The sequence below is a fragment of the Thiomicrospira microaerophila genome (genome assembly GCF_023278225.1).
GTDB lineage: Bacteria > Pseudomonadota > Gammaproteobacteria > Thiomicrospirales > Thiomicrospiraceae > Thiomicrospira > Thiomicrospira microaerophila_A.
On the sequence record NZ_CP070959.1, the window covers coordinates 129943 to 143662 of the forward strand.

The 13720-nt window shown below is 45.6% G+C and carries 12 protein-coding genes; 8 read left to right on the forward strand and 4 right to left on the reverse strand.

From position 1 onward, the window contains the following. Positions 1–4 precede the first annotated feature (4 nt). The 3 genes from JX580_RS00670 to fba all read left to right on the forward strand — a co-directional run bounded on the left by JX580_RS00670 (position 5) and on the right by fba (position 3945). Entirely contained in the window at positions 5–1183 is a 1179-nt protein-coding gene (locus JX580_RS00670; protein ID WP_248850888.1) for a phosphoglycerate kinase, read from the forward strand. A gap of 200 nt (positions 1184–1383) precedes the next feature. Next, positions 1384–2826, forward strand: a complete 1443-nt coding sequence (gene pyk, locus JX580_RS00675) for a pyruvate kinase (protein WP_248851928.1) — start codon at positions 1384–1386, stop codon at positions 2824–2826. A gap of 54 nt (positions 2827–2880) precedes the next feature. Next, on the forward strand, positions 2881–3945 hold the full coding sequence (gene fba, locus JX580_RS00680; RefSeq protein ID WP_248850889.1) for a class II fructose-bisphosphate aldolase: 1065 nt from the start codon (positions 2881–2883) through the stop codon (positions 3943–3945). 54 nt (positions 3946–3999) lie between these two features. Here the strand turns inward: fba and JX580_RS00685 are convergent, their stop codons facing one another. Together JX580_RS00685 and JX580_RS00690 are read right to left on the reverse strand one after the other, a co-directional pair. Beyond that, the gene (locus JX580_RS00685) at positions 4000–4581 is read right to left on the reverse strand and encodes a class I SAM-dependent methyltransferase (protein WP_248850890.1); all 582 of its coding nucleotides are present in this window, start codon (positions 4579–4581) and stop codon (positions 4000–4002) included. Positions 4582–4663: 82 nt separating this feature from the next. Beyond that, positions 4664–5257: a histidine phosphatase family protein gene (locus JX580_RS00690; protein ID WP_248850891.1), complete on the reverse strand. Its 594-nt coding sequence runs from the start codon at positions 5255–5257 to the stop codon at positions 4664–4666. 40 nt (positions 5258–5297) lie between these two features. Between JX580_RS00690 and rep the strand changes: the two genes are divergently transcribed. Genes rep through JX580_RS00705 form a run of 3 tightly spaced genes read left to right on the forward strand, consistent with a single transcriptional unit; the run spans position 5298 to position 9993 of the window. Then, entirely contained in the window at positions 5298–7385 is a 2088-nt protein-coding gene (gene rep, locus JX580_RS00695; RefSeq protein ID WP_248850892.1) for a DNA helicase Rep, read from the forward strand. Between the two features lie 25 nt (positions 7386–7410). Continuing rightward, positions 7411–8577 (forward strand): iron-containing alcohol dehydrogenase, encoded by a 1167-nt coding sequence (locus JX580_RS00700; protein WP_248850893.1) that lies wholly within the window; start codon positions 7411–7413, stop codon positions 8575–8577. 18 nt (positions 8578–8595) lie between these two features. Next, positions 8596–9993, forward strand: a complete 1398-nt coding sequence (locus JX580_RS00705) for a CAP domain-containing protein (RefSeq protein WP_248850894.1) — start codon at positions 8596–8598, stop codon at positions 9991–9993. Positions 9994–10021: 28 nt separating this feature from the next. Here the strand turns inward: JX580_RS00705 and JX580_RS00710 are convergent, their stop codons facing one another. Next, positions 10022–11026 carry a hypothetical protein gene (locus JX580_RS00710; RefSeq protein WP_248850895.1) on the reverse strand — a complete coding sequence of 335 codons (1005 nt, stop codon included), beginning with the start codon at positions 11024–11026 and terminating at the stop codon, positions 10022–10024. Further along, on the reverse strand, positions 11019–11456 hold the full coding sequence (locus tag JX580_RS00715; protein ID WP_248850896.1) for a hypothetical protein: 438 nt from the start codon (positions 11454–11456) through the stop codon (positions 11019–11021). Before JX580_RS00715 ends, JX580_RS00710 begins: the two co-directional genes overlap by 8 nt. Before the next feature lie 174 nt (positions 11457–11630). Between JX580_RS00715 and JX580_RS00720 the strand changes: the two genes are divergently transcribed. Together JX580_RS00720 and truD are read left to right on the forward strand one after the other, a co-directional pair. Beyond that, positions 11631–12566 (forward strand): Tim44 domain-containing protein, encoded by a 936-nt coding sequence (locus tag JX580_RS00720; protein ID WP_248850897.1) that lies wholly within the window; start codon positions 11631–11633, stop codon positions 12564–12566. A gap of 66 nt (positions 12567–12632) precedes the next feature. Then, a complete protein-coding gene (gene truD, locus JX580_RS00725; RefSeq protein WP_248850898.1) occupies positions 12633–13649 on the forward strand; it encodes a tRNA pseudouridine(13) synthase TruD in 1017 nt (338 codons plus the stop codon). The last annotated feature ends 71 nt before the right edge of the window (positions 13650–13720 follow it).

A 13720-nucleotide genomic window follows, 5' to 3' on the forward strand; every position in this document is an offset into this window, starting at 1 on the left:
GAATATGTCTTTTATTCGTATGGCTGATTTGGATCTTAAAGGTAAGCGCGTTCTTATCCGTGCAGATCTTAACGTTCCAGTTAAAGGCGGTAAAGTAACGTCTGATGCGCGTATTCGTGCGTCCATGAAAACCTTTGAAGCCGCAATGAATGCGGGCGCAAAAGTGATGGTAATGTCTCATTTGGGTCGTCCAGTTGAAGGTGAATTTTCTGAAGAAAACTCATTAGCACCGGTAGCGGCTGATTTATCAGCTAAACTAGGTAAAGAAGTGCGTCTAATCAAAGATTACCTAGACGGCGGCTTTGACGTGGCGGACGGTGAGCTGGTTTTACTTGAAAACGTACGTTTCAACGTTGGTGAAGGTAAGAACACAGAAGAAATTTCTAAGAAATATGCAGCCTTATGTGACGTCTATGTTATGGACGCATTCGGTACTGCGCACCGTGCACAGGGTTCAACCCACGGTGCGGGTGTGTATGCACCGGTTGCTTGTGCCGGTTTACTCTTGACTGAAGAGCTAGATGCTTTAACTAAAGCACTAAAAGAGCCAGCACGTCCTTTAGTGGCGATTGTCGGTGGTTCAAAGGTTTCAACTAAACTAACTGTACTTGAGTCATTATCAACCGTGGTTGACCAATTGGTTGTGGGTGGCGGTATTGCTAATACCTTCATCAAAGCAGCAGGTCACAATGTTGGCAAATCTTTGTGTGAAGATGACCTCGTGCCTACTGCGAACAAATTGAATGAAATCATGAATGGTCGTGGTGCGTCGATTCCGTTAGCGCAAGACGTGGTAACCGGTAAAGAGTTCTCTGAAACCGCTGCCGCTGAAACCAAAGATGTATCGGCGGTAGCGGATGACGATATGATTTTTGATATCGGTCCAAAATCAGCCGCTGAATTGGCTGAAATCATCAAAAACGCCGGCACAGTCGTTTGGAACGGCCCAGTAGGTGTTTTTGAGTTTGATCAATTTGGTGGTGGCACACAAACCATCGCGAATGCGATTGCTGAATCAAATGCCTTTTCAATCGCTGGCGGTGGTGACACCTTGGCAGCGATTGATAAATACGGCATTGAAGACCGTGTGTCTTATATTTCAACCGGTGGCGGTGCATTCCTTGAATTCTTGGAAGGCAAAAAACTACCTGCGGTAGAAATGCTAGAACAGCGCGCTAAATAAGCGCATTGTGAACCAGGCCTGGTTATTCAGGCCTGGGTTTTTTAAATTGATTGGCTTAAGGTAAGTAACAGGGTGTCTCGGGAAGTAAATTGCTGGAATTAGACCGGATGGGTCTTTTCCCCGACAGGGGGACAGTTTATTTTGCGAGCCATCTTACTGAACCTAAGCCCTATAACCTTATATTAAAAGGAAATTGCGTTATTATGAGTTCACTAAGAAGAACAAAAATCGTCGCGACACTTGGACCGGCAACCGATCGTCCGGGTGAGATTGAACGTATTATCAAAGCAGGTGTCGATGTTGTACGTATTAACATGTCGCATGGTGCGGTAGAGGATCATCTAAAACGTGCTGAATTTATTCGTGAGACAGCAGCTAAACTTAACCGCGAAGTGGCAATTTTAGTCGACCTGCAAGGACCTAAGATTCGTGTAGCACGTTTTGCATCAGGTGTTATCGAGCTTAACGAAGGTGATAAGTTTGCACTTGATAATAATGTTGATCCATTAAACGGCAATCATGAAGAAGTGGGTCTAACCTATAAAAACCTACCTTATGATGTTAAACCGGGTAATTTGTTATTGCTTGACGATGGTCGTATCGTGATGAAAGTCGATCAGGTTGTCGGTGAGCGCGTTGAATGTACGGTTACAGTCGGTGGCAAGCTTTCAAATAACAAGGGTATTAATTTATTAGGTGGCGGCTTGTCAGCCAGTGCCTTAACTGAAAAAGATAAAGAAGATATTCTTACTGCAGCAAAAATTGATGCCGATTACTTGGCGCTGTCTTTTCCGCGTTCGGCAGCCGATGTTGAATATTGCCGTAGTCTAGCTCAACAAGCAGGGTTAGAGTGTGGCATAGTGTCTAAGATCGAACGAGCTGAAGCGGTTGCCGATGACGAAACGTTGGATGGCATTATTCTCGCCTCTGACGTGGTTATGATCGCACGCGGTGATTTGGGTGTTGAAATTGGCGACGCACAATTACCGGCGATTCAAAAGAAAATCATTAAACGTGCGCGTCAGTTAAATCGTGTCACAATCACTGCAACTCAAATGATGGAAACCATGATTGAGAATGCGATTCCAACCCGTGCCGAAGTGTTTGACGTCGCTAACGCTGTGATGGATGGAACCGATGCGGTGATGCTATCTGGTGAAACGGCAACCGGTAAATTCCCGCATCTAGTCGTAGAAGCGATGGCAAGAATTTGTCATGAGGCAGAAAAGTCACGCTCTACTCGTCATTCGACACATCGTATTGAAGAATATTTTAGTGCCGTTGATGAAACCATTGCGATGGCAACCATGTATGCGGCTAACCATTTCAATGTTAAGTGTATTGCGGCATTAACTGAATCAGGTAATACGCCTTTATTAATGTCACGTATTAGCTCGGGCATGCCTATTTTTGCGCTTACACCGCATAAGTCAACGCGGCGCAAGGTTTGTATGTACCGTGGTGTTTATCCATCATTGGTTGACTACAGTGATTTAACGGATGAACAAGTCCAGCAAAATGTACTGAAACAACTAAAGTCATTTGGTATTGTTACTGAAGGGGACTTGGTCGTTTTGACCCGTGGCGAGCAACGCGGTAACATGGGCGGCACTAACCGCCTTGAAATAGTTAAAGTTCCATAAACAGAATTTTCGCTATATAACAATTTTTTTGAAACCAACAAAGGAGTATCGCAGATGGCGATGATTACACTTCGTGAATTAATGGATTACGCTGCAGAGCATAGTTTTGGTATGCCAGCGTTTAACGTCAACAATATGGAACAAGTTCGTGCAATCATGCGTGCGGCTGATGCTGTTAACTCTCCCGTTATCCTTCAGGGTTCTGCGGGTGCGCGTAAGTACGCGGGTGAGCCAATGCTTCGCCATATGGTGGCTGCAGCGGTTGAAATGTATCCACATATTCCGGTTGTTATGCACCAGGATCACGGTTCTGACGTAGGTGTATGTTTACGTGCAATCCAGTCTGGTTTTACCTCGGTAATGATGGACGGTTCTTTGATGGCGGACATGAAAACGCCAGCATCTTATGAGTACAATGCCGGTATTACTGCTGAAGTTGTTAAGATTGCCCACGCAGGTGGTGTATCTGTTGAAGGTGAGCTAGGTTGTTTAGGTTCACTAGAAACCGGTATGATGGGTGAAGAAGATGGTCATGGTTCAGATGAAAAACTAGACCATTCAGCTTTGTTGACTGATCCAGAAGAAGCGGCTCAGTTTGTTAAAGATACTAATGTTGACTGTTTAGCGGTAGCAGTAGGTACTTCTCATGGCGCATATAAGTTTACTTCTAAGCCATCTGATGACGTATTGAAAATTGACCAGATCAAAAAAATCCATGAGCGTATTCCTACAACTCACCTAGTTATGCACGGTTCTTCTTCTGTTCCAGAAGAATGGTTGAGCATTATCAATAACTACGGCGGTGACATGGGTCAAACCTATGGTGTACCGGTAGAAGCGATTGTTGAAGGCATCAAGTACGGCGTGCGTAAAGTCAATATCGACACCGACCTGCGTATGGCATCAACCGGTGCGATCCGTAAGCACTTGGCTGAAAACACCTCTAACTTCGATCCACGTAAATTCTTCAAAGCAGCTGAAGATGCGATGATGGAAATCTGTAAAGCCCGTTTCGAAGCCTTTGGTTGTGCGGGTCATGCTTCTAAGATCAAAGCGGTTGGTTTAGAAGTGATGCAAGCACGTTATGTGTCAGGTTCACTAAACCAAGTTGTAAGATAAGTTTTCTTATCAATAAAAAACCCGAGCTTGTCTCGGGTTTTTTATTTAATCGCTTTATTGCTTAACGCAGCGTGAAATCGTGTAATCTTTACCTTGTTTGACCTTTTCGTAATTGCCAAACACGTCATTAAAATTTCGCTTCATATAGTCGCGCAAGCCATTAATCGTGACCACGACCAACTGTCCGCCCGGAACAAGTTGTTGATGAATGTCATGCAATAAAATACTCAGCATTTCTTTGCCGACCTTGGCAGGTATATTGGAAACGACGGTGCTAAATTGAATCTCTTTAGGCACTGCGCTTAATCCATTCGATAAATAGGCTTTTGCGTGGTTAAGCCCGTTGTGTTGCGCATTTTTATTTGCATAGTCCACGGCCACAAAGTCTTTATCAACCATATGCACCTCACCTTGTGGCGCATTGGCAGCGATAGCTAAACCAATTGGACCATAACCACATCCTATATCAAGCGCAACTTCATCGGGTTTAATTTCGAGATAACGAAGTAATAATTCAGTGCCTGAATCTATTTCACGTGGACTAAAAATCCCCCAGGTGGTTTTAAACGTTAAGGGCTTTCCCATTAGGTTAGACTGAATACTAAGATCTTGTTTGAGTTCTGCGATGGTCGCCATGAATGTTTTCCAAGGTGGTTTAATCGGCCTATTATAAGGTAAAAAATTAAGTGTTTTCGTCGGTCTATTCAGGTTTAAGTTTTTAGCGCCAGTTGAGTTGTGCCATTACTACCAGTTTATCGGGAGATGAAGCTGAGTAGCGGGTTAACAGCACATCGCCCATGGAGGTGTTTTGTCCGGTGGCGAGTAATATATTGCTGCGATGGGTACTTAAAATCCAGTTTTCACCAGGTGGTTGTGAGGCAGCGGCTTGAAGAATAGCGCGTGTTTGCGCCGGTCCACGTTCACGATTAGAAAAAATTGAATTAATTGGCGCCCAAACTTCATGACGGCCAAACGCAATATCAGCGGTTTCAGTACATCGGCACCAAGCACTGGAGAGAATGCGGTCTAACTTTAGATTAGCTTGGTGAAATTGTTCGCCTATTTTTCGGGCTTCCTCTCTGCCTTGTGGGTTAAGCAGACGTTGTGTTTGACAGTCGTCGAGTCGAAAGCCGGGTGGATCGCCAATGCCCGGGTGAGTGCGGGTATGGCGAACAAGAATGAGATTGTGACCTTGCGAGGCCAAGCGCCAGAATTCGGCGTTTTGATCGCGCGCAGAAGCACTGTGGCTAACAAGCAGGCCTGGTGCAATTAAACCGCTTGTTAGCGTTTTGATAAAGTCACGACGTTTCATTTTGAATGCTCCTTCAACTTAGTTCTCACACCTTAGCAATATGTTTTATCATATTGTACCTTTTACAACAGATAGCCCGTTAAAAATGCACAGCCTCAATCCTCGACAACTAGAAGCCGTTTTGCATATTGATACCCCTTTGCTAGTGCTGGCCGGTGCGGGCAGCGGTAAGACTCGCGTGATTACTGAAAAGATTGCTTACCTGGTTAGAAAGCACGATTATAAGCCGCATCAAATTTATGCGGTGACCTTTACCAATAAGGCTGCGCGTGAAATGAAGGAGCGTGTCAGCAAACTCATGGTGGATACCCCGGCCAAGGGTTTGAATGTATCGACTTTTCATAACTTAGGTTTAAATATTATTCGTCGCGAATATAAGGCGTTGAACTATAAGGCTAACTTTTCAATTATGGACGCAACCGATACCGGTCAAATTCTCAAGGAATTAATGAAAAAAAATGACCTTGATCCGGAGGAATTGGATGGCGTGCAATGGGAAATATCCGGCTGGAAAAACCAGCATCTTGACCCACAGTTAGCACTTGAAATGGCTGAAGATCCATTAGGGCAAGCCAGAGCACGCCTTTATGCCGCCTATCAAAAACAGCTCCACGCTTATAATGCAGTGGATTTTGATGACCTAATCGGGTTGCCGGTAAGACTATTTAACGAGCAACCGCAGATTTTAGAAAAGTGGCAAAATAAGGTGCGCTATCTATTGGTGGATGAGTATCAGGATACCAATGCTGCACAATATCAACTGGTGCGCCAGTTAGTAGGCTTGAGGGGTAAGTTGACGGTGGTGGGCGATGACGATCAATCCATCTACGCCTGGCGGGGTGCGCAACCGGAAAACCTAGCATTATTACAACAGGATTTTCCCGGTTTACAATTAGTTAAGCTGGAGCAGAACTACCGTTCCAGTCAGCGTATATTGCAAACAGCTAACCAGTTAATTTCAAACAACCCGCATGTTTTTGAGAAGCAGCTCTGGAGTGAAATGGGATTAGGTGATCCAATCCGTGTGATCGCGTGTGCCAATGAAAATCAAGAAGCTGAAAGAGTGGTGTCTGAAATTATTGTCCATAAGTTTAAGTATAAAACCAAAAATCGTGATTATGCGGTGCTTTACCGGGGTAATCACCAGGCTCGCCTTATTGAGCGAGCGTTGCGTGAGCAAAATTTACCCTATATCCTGTCGGGTGGTCAGTCGTTTTTTGATCGTGCTGAAATCAAGGACGTCATGTCTTATCTAAAACTGATTGTTAACCCAGATGATGATGCCGCTTTTTTGCGGATTATCAACACTCCGCGACGTGAAATCGGTGCCGGTACGCTTGAGAAGCTGGCGACCTATGCCACGCAGCGGGGTATTAGCCTGTTTGATGCCAGTCAGGAGTTTGGCTTGACTCAAGTGTTATCCGAGAAGTCACTCAAGCGAGTGCAGCTTTTTGGTGCTGTGTTGTTAGAGTGGGTGAAACAGGCCGATCAGCTTGAGGGTAAAGAAATGGTGGCATTTGTCCGCTCGGTGTTGGATAAAATTGAATATGATAACTGGTTAATGGAAACCGCTTCCTCAGTGAAAACAGCAGAACGACGGATTGAAAACGTTCGTGACCTGTTACTCTGGATTGAACGGATTGTCACTAAGGCTGAAGAAGAGGATGGCGAAGAACTCAAGCTGGCTAAGGTAGTGTCACATATGACGCTGATGGATATTATGGAGCGTAACGAGGAAGAAAAAGAGCATGATATGATCAGTTTAATGACGCTTCATGCCTCGAAAGGCTTGGAGTTTCCTCATGTTTTTTTAGTCGGGGTTGAGGAGGAAATGCTACCTCATAAACAAAATCTTGAATCACCAGGCCTGGAAGAGGAACGTCGCCTTGCCTATGTAGGTGTAACACGTGCGCAACGAAGCCTAACGATCAGCTATGCGCAAAAGCGCAGAAAGTATGGTGAAGATACGCCTTGCCAGCCGAGCCGGTTTTTGTATGAAATGCCCGAGGAGGCGCTGCAATGGGAAGGTAAACCGGGGGTGGAGTTAAGCCAAGAGCAAGCCAAAGAGCATGGTAATAGTCAAATGGATAATATTCGTGCCTTGTTGGCAGCTAAAACCGGACGCTAGTGTTTTTTAAATCTAGGAGTTTAAAATGATTCAACCTTTTCAGTTTGTACAGCAAACCCGCATTGAATTTGGTTGGGGCTGTACCGATCAACAATTGTCAGCCGCTATTTTGCAGCAAACCAACCAAAAGCTGATGCTGGTATCCAGTGGCTATGCCGATCAGCATTTTGTCGATACACGGCTTGCTGACCTGCTAGCCCAACGTGCGGTTCATAGAGTAGTGGTTCGCGGTGAACCGTCACCGGAACTGATTGATCGATTGGTTGCCGAGGCACCGGATGGAATTGAGTTGGTCGTAGGGTTTGGCGGGGGCAGTGTATTGGATGCCGCTAAAGCTATTGCAGGCCTGCTGCCGGAACGGTTTTCGGTTATTGATTATCTGGAAGGAGTGGGTTATGGTCGTAAAATTGAACGGACGCCCCTGCCGTTTATTGCCGTGCCAACCACGGCTGGAACTGGGTCGGAAACCACTAAGAACGCGGTGATTTCTAGACAGGGTGAGTTTAAAAAGTCTTTTAGGGATGACCGGTTGATTGCCAAGCAGGCCTGGTTAGATCCGAGTTTTTTACCCCACTGTCCACCAAGGGTGTTATACCCTACGGCGATGGATGCTTTTACACAATTGTTGGAGTCGTTTGTGGCGCTGAAGGCTAATCCTATGACCGATGCCTTAGCTTGGCAGGGGATGCAGTTATTTCAAGGCGCATTTGAACAGATCGAGTCGGCGGATCCTGCTCAGCAGCAAGATGGCTACGGTCGTTTAATGTTAGCCGCAAGTTTGTCAGGTTTAACGCTGGCGAATGCGGGATTGGGCGCGGTGCATGGGCTGGCAGGGCCGATTGGCGCTTATTTTGACGCGCCTCACGGACTGGTGTGCGCACGTTTACTGGCACCGATAACCGCCTTGAATATTCATGCCTTGCAAAGCTTGGACACAGCGCAAGCGCAAGCAGGACTCTTGAAGTACGCCCAGGTCGCGCAATTAATGACTGGCTCTGCTGCCTTACCAGGCCTGGTGGAGGCGCTGGAAAGATTGGTGGCCAATAAAGTGCCACAAGGCTTGTCCGAGTTTGGTTTAACTAAGGACAATCTAGAACCGGTGTTGAAAACCTGTCGTGCCGGAAGTATGCTAGGAAATCCTGTCGTGTTGACGGATCAAGATTTGTATAGTGCGATGGTTCGAGCTTTGTAACCTAATTGAGGAAATGGCATGAAGTGGTGGATGCTGGTTATTGTGTCTTGGTTTGTCGTAGGCTGTAATTCAGACTCAGGAAGTAATCAAGAGCAGCCTGCGGAACAACCTGCGGAACAACCTGCGGAACAACCGAATGCTTTGTTGCCTGATGAGAAGGGTGTTGGGTCTGTAGCGGCTTATGCACCGCCTACTGATTCTTTGTTAAGTTATCTTAACTATTTGAGAACCTATGCCGGTATGGTTCCTTATTCTGCTAACACTTTGTTGGACAGGGCGTCGCTCGGTCATACGGATTACCAGTTAATCGAAAACCAGACAGGCCATGTCCAGACAAGAACAGCCTCTGCTTTTTTTACCGGGGTGAGTGTCCGAGATCGAGCGACAGGTGCCGGTTACCTGAGTCCTTTTGTTTCAGAAAATATCAGTTATAACAAATCTGATCCATTGGAGCTGGTTGATGATTTGATGACGGCTATTTATCATCGTATGAGTCTATTGGATTTTGACCGAGATCAGATAGGGTTTGGTTTTCGAACCGAGTTTGATCAAAACCCCCAAACTAATCCTGTATGGGGGGCCTTGACGGCTAAGTCAGGCATCGCTTCAATGGAGCGCTTGTGTCGTTCAGGGGGCGAGGCGGTGCAAGCAGGTCAATTTTTCTATTGTAATGATCAATCCTCTAAGATAAGAAGCCAAACCTATCAAAATGCGCTCTCTCAGTTGAGATCACAGAGTCAGGAGGTGGTGTTTTGGCCAGCTGATGGGGCGGTGGTACCGCCCGTTTTTTATTTGGAATCCCCCGACCCCTTGCCCGAATGTTCAGTTTCTGGCAACCCTGTCTCGATTCAGATTAACCCGAAAAACCTAGCGGACTATCAGATTGATCCGAACAGTTTTGTATTGACAGAGCAGGGTCGAGATCAGGCGATTCCGCTGGTTAGAATCTTAACAAATCAAACCCAGCAACCTGACCCCGCAGCGGATGACTGGCAAACTGACCAAAAAAAATGGTTCGCTGCTTTTCCGGCTCAGCGTTTGGAATGGGGTCAGAACTACCGGGCGAGTATCGATTATCAGTATGGTGGCGTCACACAGACTTGGCAATGGACATTTAGCACCCCTCAGCTTGCGCAAACGCCCTATCGACTGACTAGTAATGTGAGTGGAACGCTTGCAACTGGTTCAGTGATTTATGTTTATGTGCCGCCAGCTCATTGCGGTATTTCGGCTAATCGCTATGAATACCGCGTGAGTTACTTTCGCGACCAGAACCCGCAGGTGGATGTGCTAGCGATTGATTCCCAAACCTACCGGCTAACTCTTGCGGACTTTGATCAAGTGACGTTTGAGTTTAGCCAGAGCGATGGGCTGCAAACCTTTACCAGGCAAATGATTATTACCTTAACGGACTAGCCTTCCGGCGGCTTAATCCGACAAGCTTTTAGTGGGGTTGATTAAAATCCATGTCAGAACCTAATAGCTCGGCGGCGTTATAAGCGTGAATAACCTCTCTTGCTTGAATTGAGTTGCTTATTAAGTCCATGGTTTTTTTCGGGCAAAGAATAAACTGGCAGGCGAGCAGATATTGACCGCGAGCCTTGTCTTCTTCAATTCTTAATACCTTAGCGCGTTGGTGAATAATTTCGTAATCCTCGTAGCGAGGGTCCGTTGAGGTATTAAAGCGAAGCAATACTTCCAGTATGTCATTGACCTTAACCAAGTAATCTGTATAGATGCCAATCCCTCCACAACTGATATTGACGTAGTTTTCTTCCCAGTATTCAGGAAAGACCAGGATGAAACTTGAGTTGGCGATATGGTTGTAAATTTTTTCAAGCAAGGCAATGTAATGGTAAAGGTTCACCAAGGCACGGAGAAACTTCACTTCTTTTAGTTTTAATTTATCGATATAGCCTCGGATTTCATAGTCAATTTGCAACTTTTCTAAAAAGCCCCCCTGATAGATTTCATGGGGTGTTGAGTTTTTAAGTAGTTTTAACACGGCATTGAGGAGTTGAACTAGCTTCTGTTCAAAGTTGTGAACAATCGCCTCTGTTCGTGCATTGGCTCTTAAAACGTCGTAGCTAATCGGAGTGTCAAGAATGTCTTGAATAAAGCGAATAGATTCATTGATTTGAATTTTTCCTAGTGAAATTTTATTCAGCAGGTCTCGCAGTGCTTCGATATTGCCTAGGATCGTCATAAACATTTCAAACGCGTCCGGGTGTTTTTCTAGCAGCGATTCTTCTAAGTTTTTTACATAGAGTCGAGAAACCTTGTCGAGCCGTTCATTCATAATGCGGGTAAAGTGCTGTATTCCGGAACTATAGATATCGCCAGGAAGCTCATCTTTGGTTTCATGATTGCCAATGCGAATAAAGTGGTGACGAAACTCACCTTCGTATCGGTAATAGCGTCGTGAATTAAAACGTCGCGGCCTAATCAAAATAGATCCCCTTTTTTTCGAACTTGGCTTTAATATTGATTATCCAACGATAGGTATGCTCATGTTTAACCTTTAAAAAAGGAGTTAGGCTATCGAGTGTAGGGTACTGCTTGCTAGGCAAATTTAGCAGAAATTGTAGATGAAACAGCAGTGTTGACATTAAAAAACGATAATGATGTTCATTAATAAACAATGTAGGTTCGAAGGATGAAATCTTAGCAATCAAGCAAGCACTAATGGTTCGTCTGGTTAGATGTTCATCAAAGTCATCGTCACAAAGGTCACTAAAGACCGCTCCGCCGGCTTTGTTAAAGTTGATAAGCATGGTTTCGAGTGAATCAGAGCGAATAATTAAATAGGCTCTATTTTTATACTCAAAAGGCAGCGCCTCGATAAAGCTGTGGTCATTGTCATAATGTGTGCCGGGCATCTTGTTTAAATTACTCCACCAGTTGTAGCAATGCTTTGAGTTTCAAGCAGGACTTGAATGGCCAACTTTAAAACTATAGCTCAGAAGCATTAAATATGAAAGTGCTAGCAGGCCTGGTTGTTATAAGACAGCTTTACCGATACAATCACAAAGTTGATTTAAATGGAGAATTCAATGAAAAGGTTACAATCCCTATTACTTTCGTTTAGCGCGATGATGTTGACATTTGCATTGCTGATGCCTCAGCCAGCAGAAGCTAAACGCTTTGGCGGAGGAGGCAGTTTTGGTAAGCAACATTCTATGCCCTCACAGCAGCGCCAACAACCTGCGCAGCGTCAACAGCCAGCGCAACAGCAACAGCAAGCAGCACAAGGCCGCCAAGCAGCCCCCGCCGCTTCAGGTGCATCCCGTTGGTTGGGACCGCTAGCCGGTTTAGCCGCCGGTGGTTTGTTAGCTTGGATGTTGTTTGGTGATGGTTTTGAAGGTTTACAGTTTATGGATATTCTGTTGTTTGGCCTATTAGCCTTCGGTGCATTTATGTTATTCAAGCATTTGCGCAGTCGCCAGCAACCCACTCAGGCTCAAGCGGCTGGAGGCCATTCAAGCTCGCATCAACATTATCGTGAAACTCAACAACCGAGCTATCAGCCAGAAGCTCAACCGGCTTACAACCCAGCATCAGGAGGCTCAATTATCGGCTCAGGCTTAGGTATTAATGCCCTGCACAATGTTGAAGCGCCAAGTTGGTTTAATGCCGATACCTTTGTTGAAGGTGCGAAGCAACATTTTGTTGCGGTACAAAAAGCTTGGGATCAAGCGGATGCCAGTGAAATTGAAAGCTACTGTACTCCTGAGTTGTTTGCCGAGATTCAAGCATTGATGAAAGATATGGTGCCGGGTGAAAACTACACCGAAGTCGATACGTTGCACAGCGAATTGGTTGATCAGTCGTTTGAGGGTGAACACTTTATTGTCAGTATCCGCTTTAGCGGCTTTATTAAAGAAGCGAGAGATGACGAAGCCCATGCCTTTAATGAGATTTGGCATATTCGCCGTTTAGCGGCCGGTGAGGGTAATTGGCTAATTGCCGGTATCCAGCAGCAGGTTTAAAGCGATTCATCCCTTTTAATACTAACCAGGCCTGGTGAAAACCGGGCCTTTTTTTTGGAAAATTTTATGCATGTTTTAAATCTACCCTATGCTTATGGCAAACCAACCGCGACCGCAAAACTAAAGCAACATAACCATGATTTTATTGTCGAGGAACAGATTGCCTTCGAACTCAGTGGCGAAGGAGAGCACCTATGGGTTTGGTTAGAGAAGGAGGGTGAAAATACCGATTGGGCCGCGCAGCAATTGGCTAAATGGGCGGGCATACGTTTGCGTGATATTGGTTATGCGGGCTTAAAGGACCGTCATGCAGTGACCCGCCAGTGGTTTAGTCTTTATTTGCCGGGTAGAGCAGATCCAGACTTGCAAGATTTTGTCTTTGATACCATGAGAATAGTGAAATCTATTAGGCATAAACGCAAGCTCCAAACCGGTGGCTTGAGTGGAAACCGGTTTATCTTAACGTTAAGCGAAGTCAAGGGTGATAGGGCTGAGTTGGAGGCGCGACTCGAAAATATCAAACATTTGGGGGTGCCGAATTATTTTGGTGAGCAGCGATTTGGTCGAAATGAACACAATCTTGTGATGGCACAGCGTTTGTTTAATGGTGAGTTAACGCGCCTAAAGCCGGCACAAAGAGGTTTGTATATTTCTTCGGCGCGTTCTTATTTGTTCAACTTAATTCTTGCTGAGCGTGTAAACCAGGCCTGCTGGAATAAAGCACTGACTGGGGATGTATTTCAGCTTGAGGGTTCAGATAAGTGGTTTGTCGATGATGCAGAGGAGCGTTTGGCGCAGCGTGTCACTGAATGCGATATTCACCCAACTGGCGCATTGGTCGGAACAGGGGATTTGCCAAGCATGTCCGAGGTTAAGGCGTTAGAGCAAAAAGTTTTGCTAAAGCACCAGGCCTGGTTGGAGGCATTAGAGGCCTTAGGTTTGAAGCAAGATCGTCGCGCATTACGTGTTATTCCCAAGGATATGACTTGGCGTTGGCTTGGTTCTGATCGGCTGGAATTGGCGTTTAGTCTTCGGCCGGGAGCCTATGCCACCATGGTTGTCAGGGAGGGTGCAAATGTATAAAAACTGTGGCAATATAGCGGTGTAGTCAAAACGACGAACAAAGTTCATTAGCGCACTGAGCGGGCCAAGAG

Coding starts and splice junctions, on each gene's coding strand:
- JX580_RS00670 (WP_248850888.1), top strand. CDS start 5: ATGTCTTTTATTCGTATGGCTGATTTGGATCTTAAAGGTAAGCGCGTT.
- fba (WP_248850889.1), top strand. CDS start 2,881: ATGGCGATGATTACACTTCGTGAATTAATGGATTACGCTGCAGAGCAT.
- JX580_RS00685 (WP_248850890.1), bottom strand. CDS start 4,581: ATGGCGACCATCGCAGAACTCAAACAAGATCTTAGTATTCAGTCTAAC.
- JX580_RS00690 (WP_248850891.1), bottom strand. CDS start 5,257: ATGAAACGTCGTGACTTTATCAAAACGCTAACAAGCGGTTTAATTGCA.
- rep (WP_248850892.1), top strand. CDS start 5,298: ATGTTTTATCATATTGTACCTTTTACAACAGATAGCCCGTTAAAAATG.
- JX580_RS00700 (WP_248850893.1), top strand. CDS start 7,411: ATGATTCAACCTTTTCAGTTTGTACAGCAAACCCGCATTGAATTTGGT.
- JX580_RS00705 (WP_248850894.1), top strand. CDS start 8,596: ATGAAGTGGTGGATGCTGGTTATTGTGTCTTGGTTTGTCGTAGGCTGT.
- JX580_RS00715 (WP_248850896.1), bottom strand. CDS start 11,456: ATGCCCGGCACACATTATGACAATGACCACAGCTTTATCGAGGCGCTG.
- JX580_RS00720 (WP_248850897.1), top strand. CDS start 11,631: ATGAAAAGGTTACAATCCCTATTACTTTCGTTTAGCGCGATGATGTTG.
- truD (WP_248850898.1), top strand. CDS start 12,633: ATGCATGTTTTAAATCTACCCTATGCTTATGGCAAACCAACCGCGACC.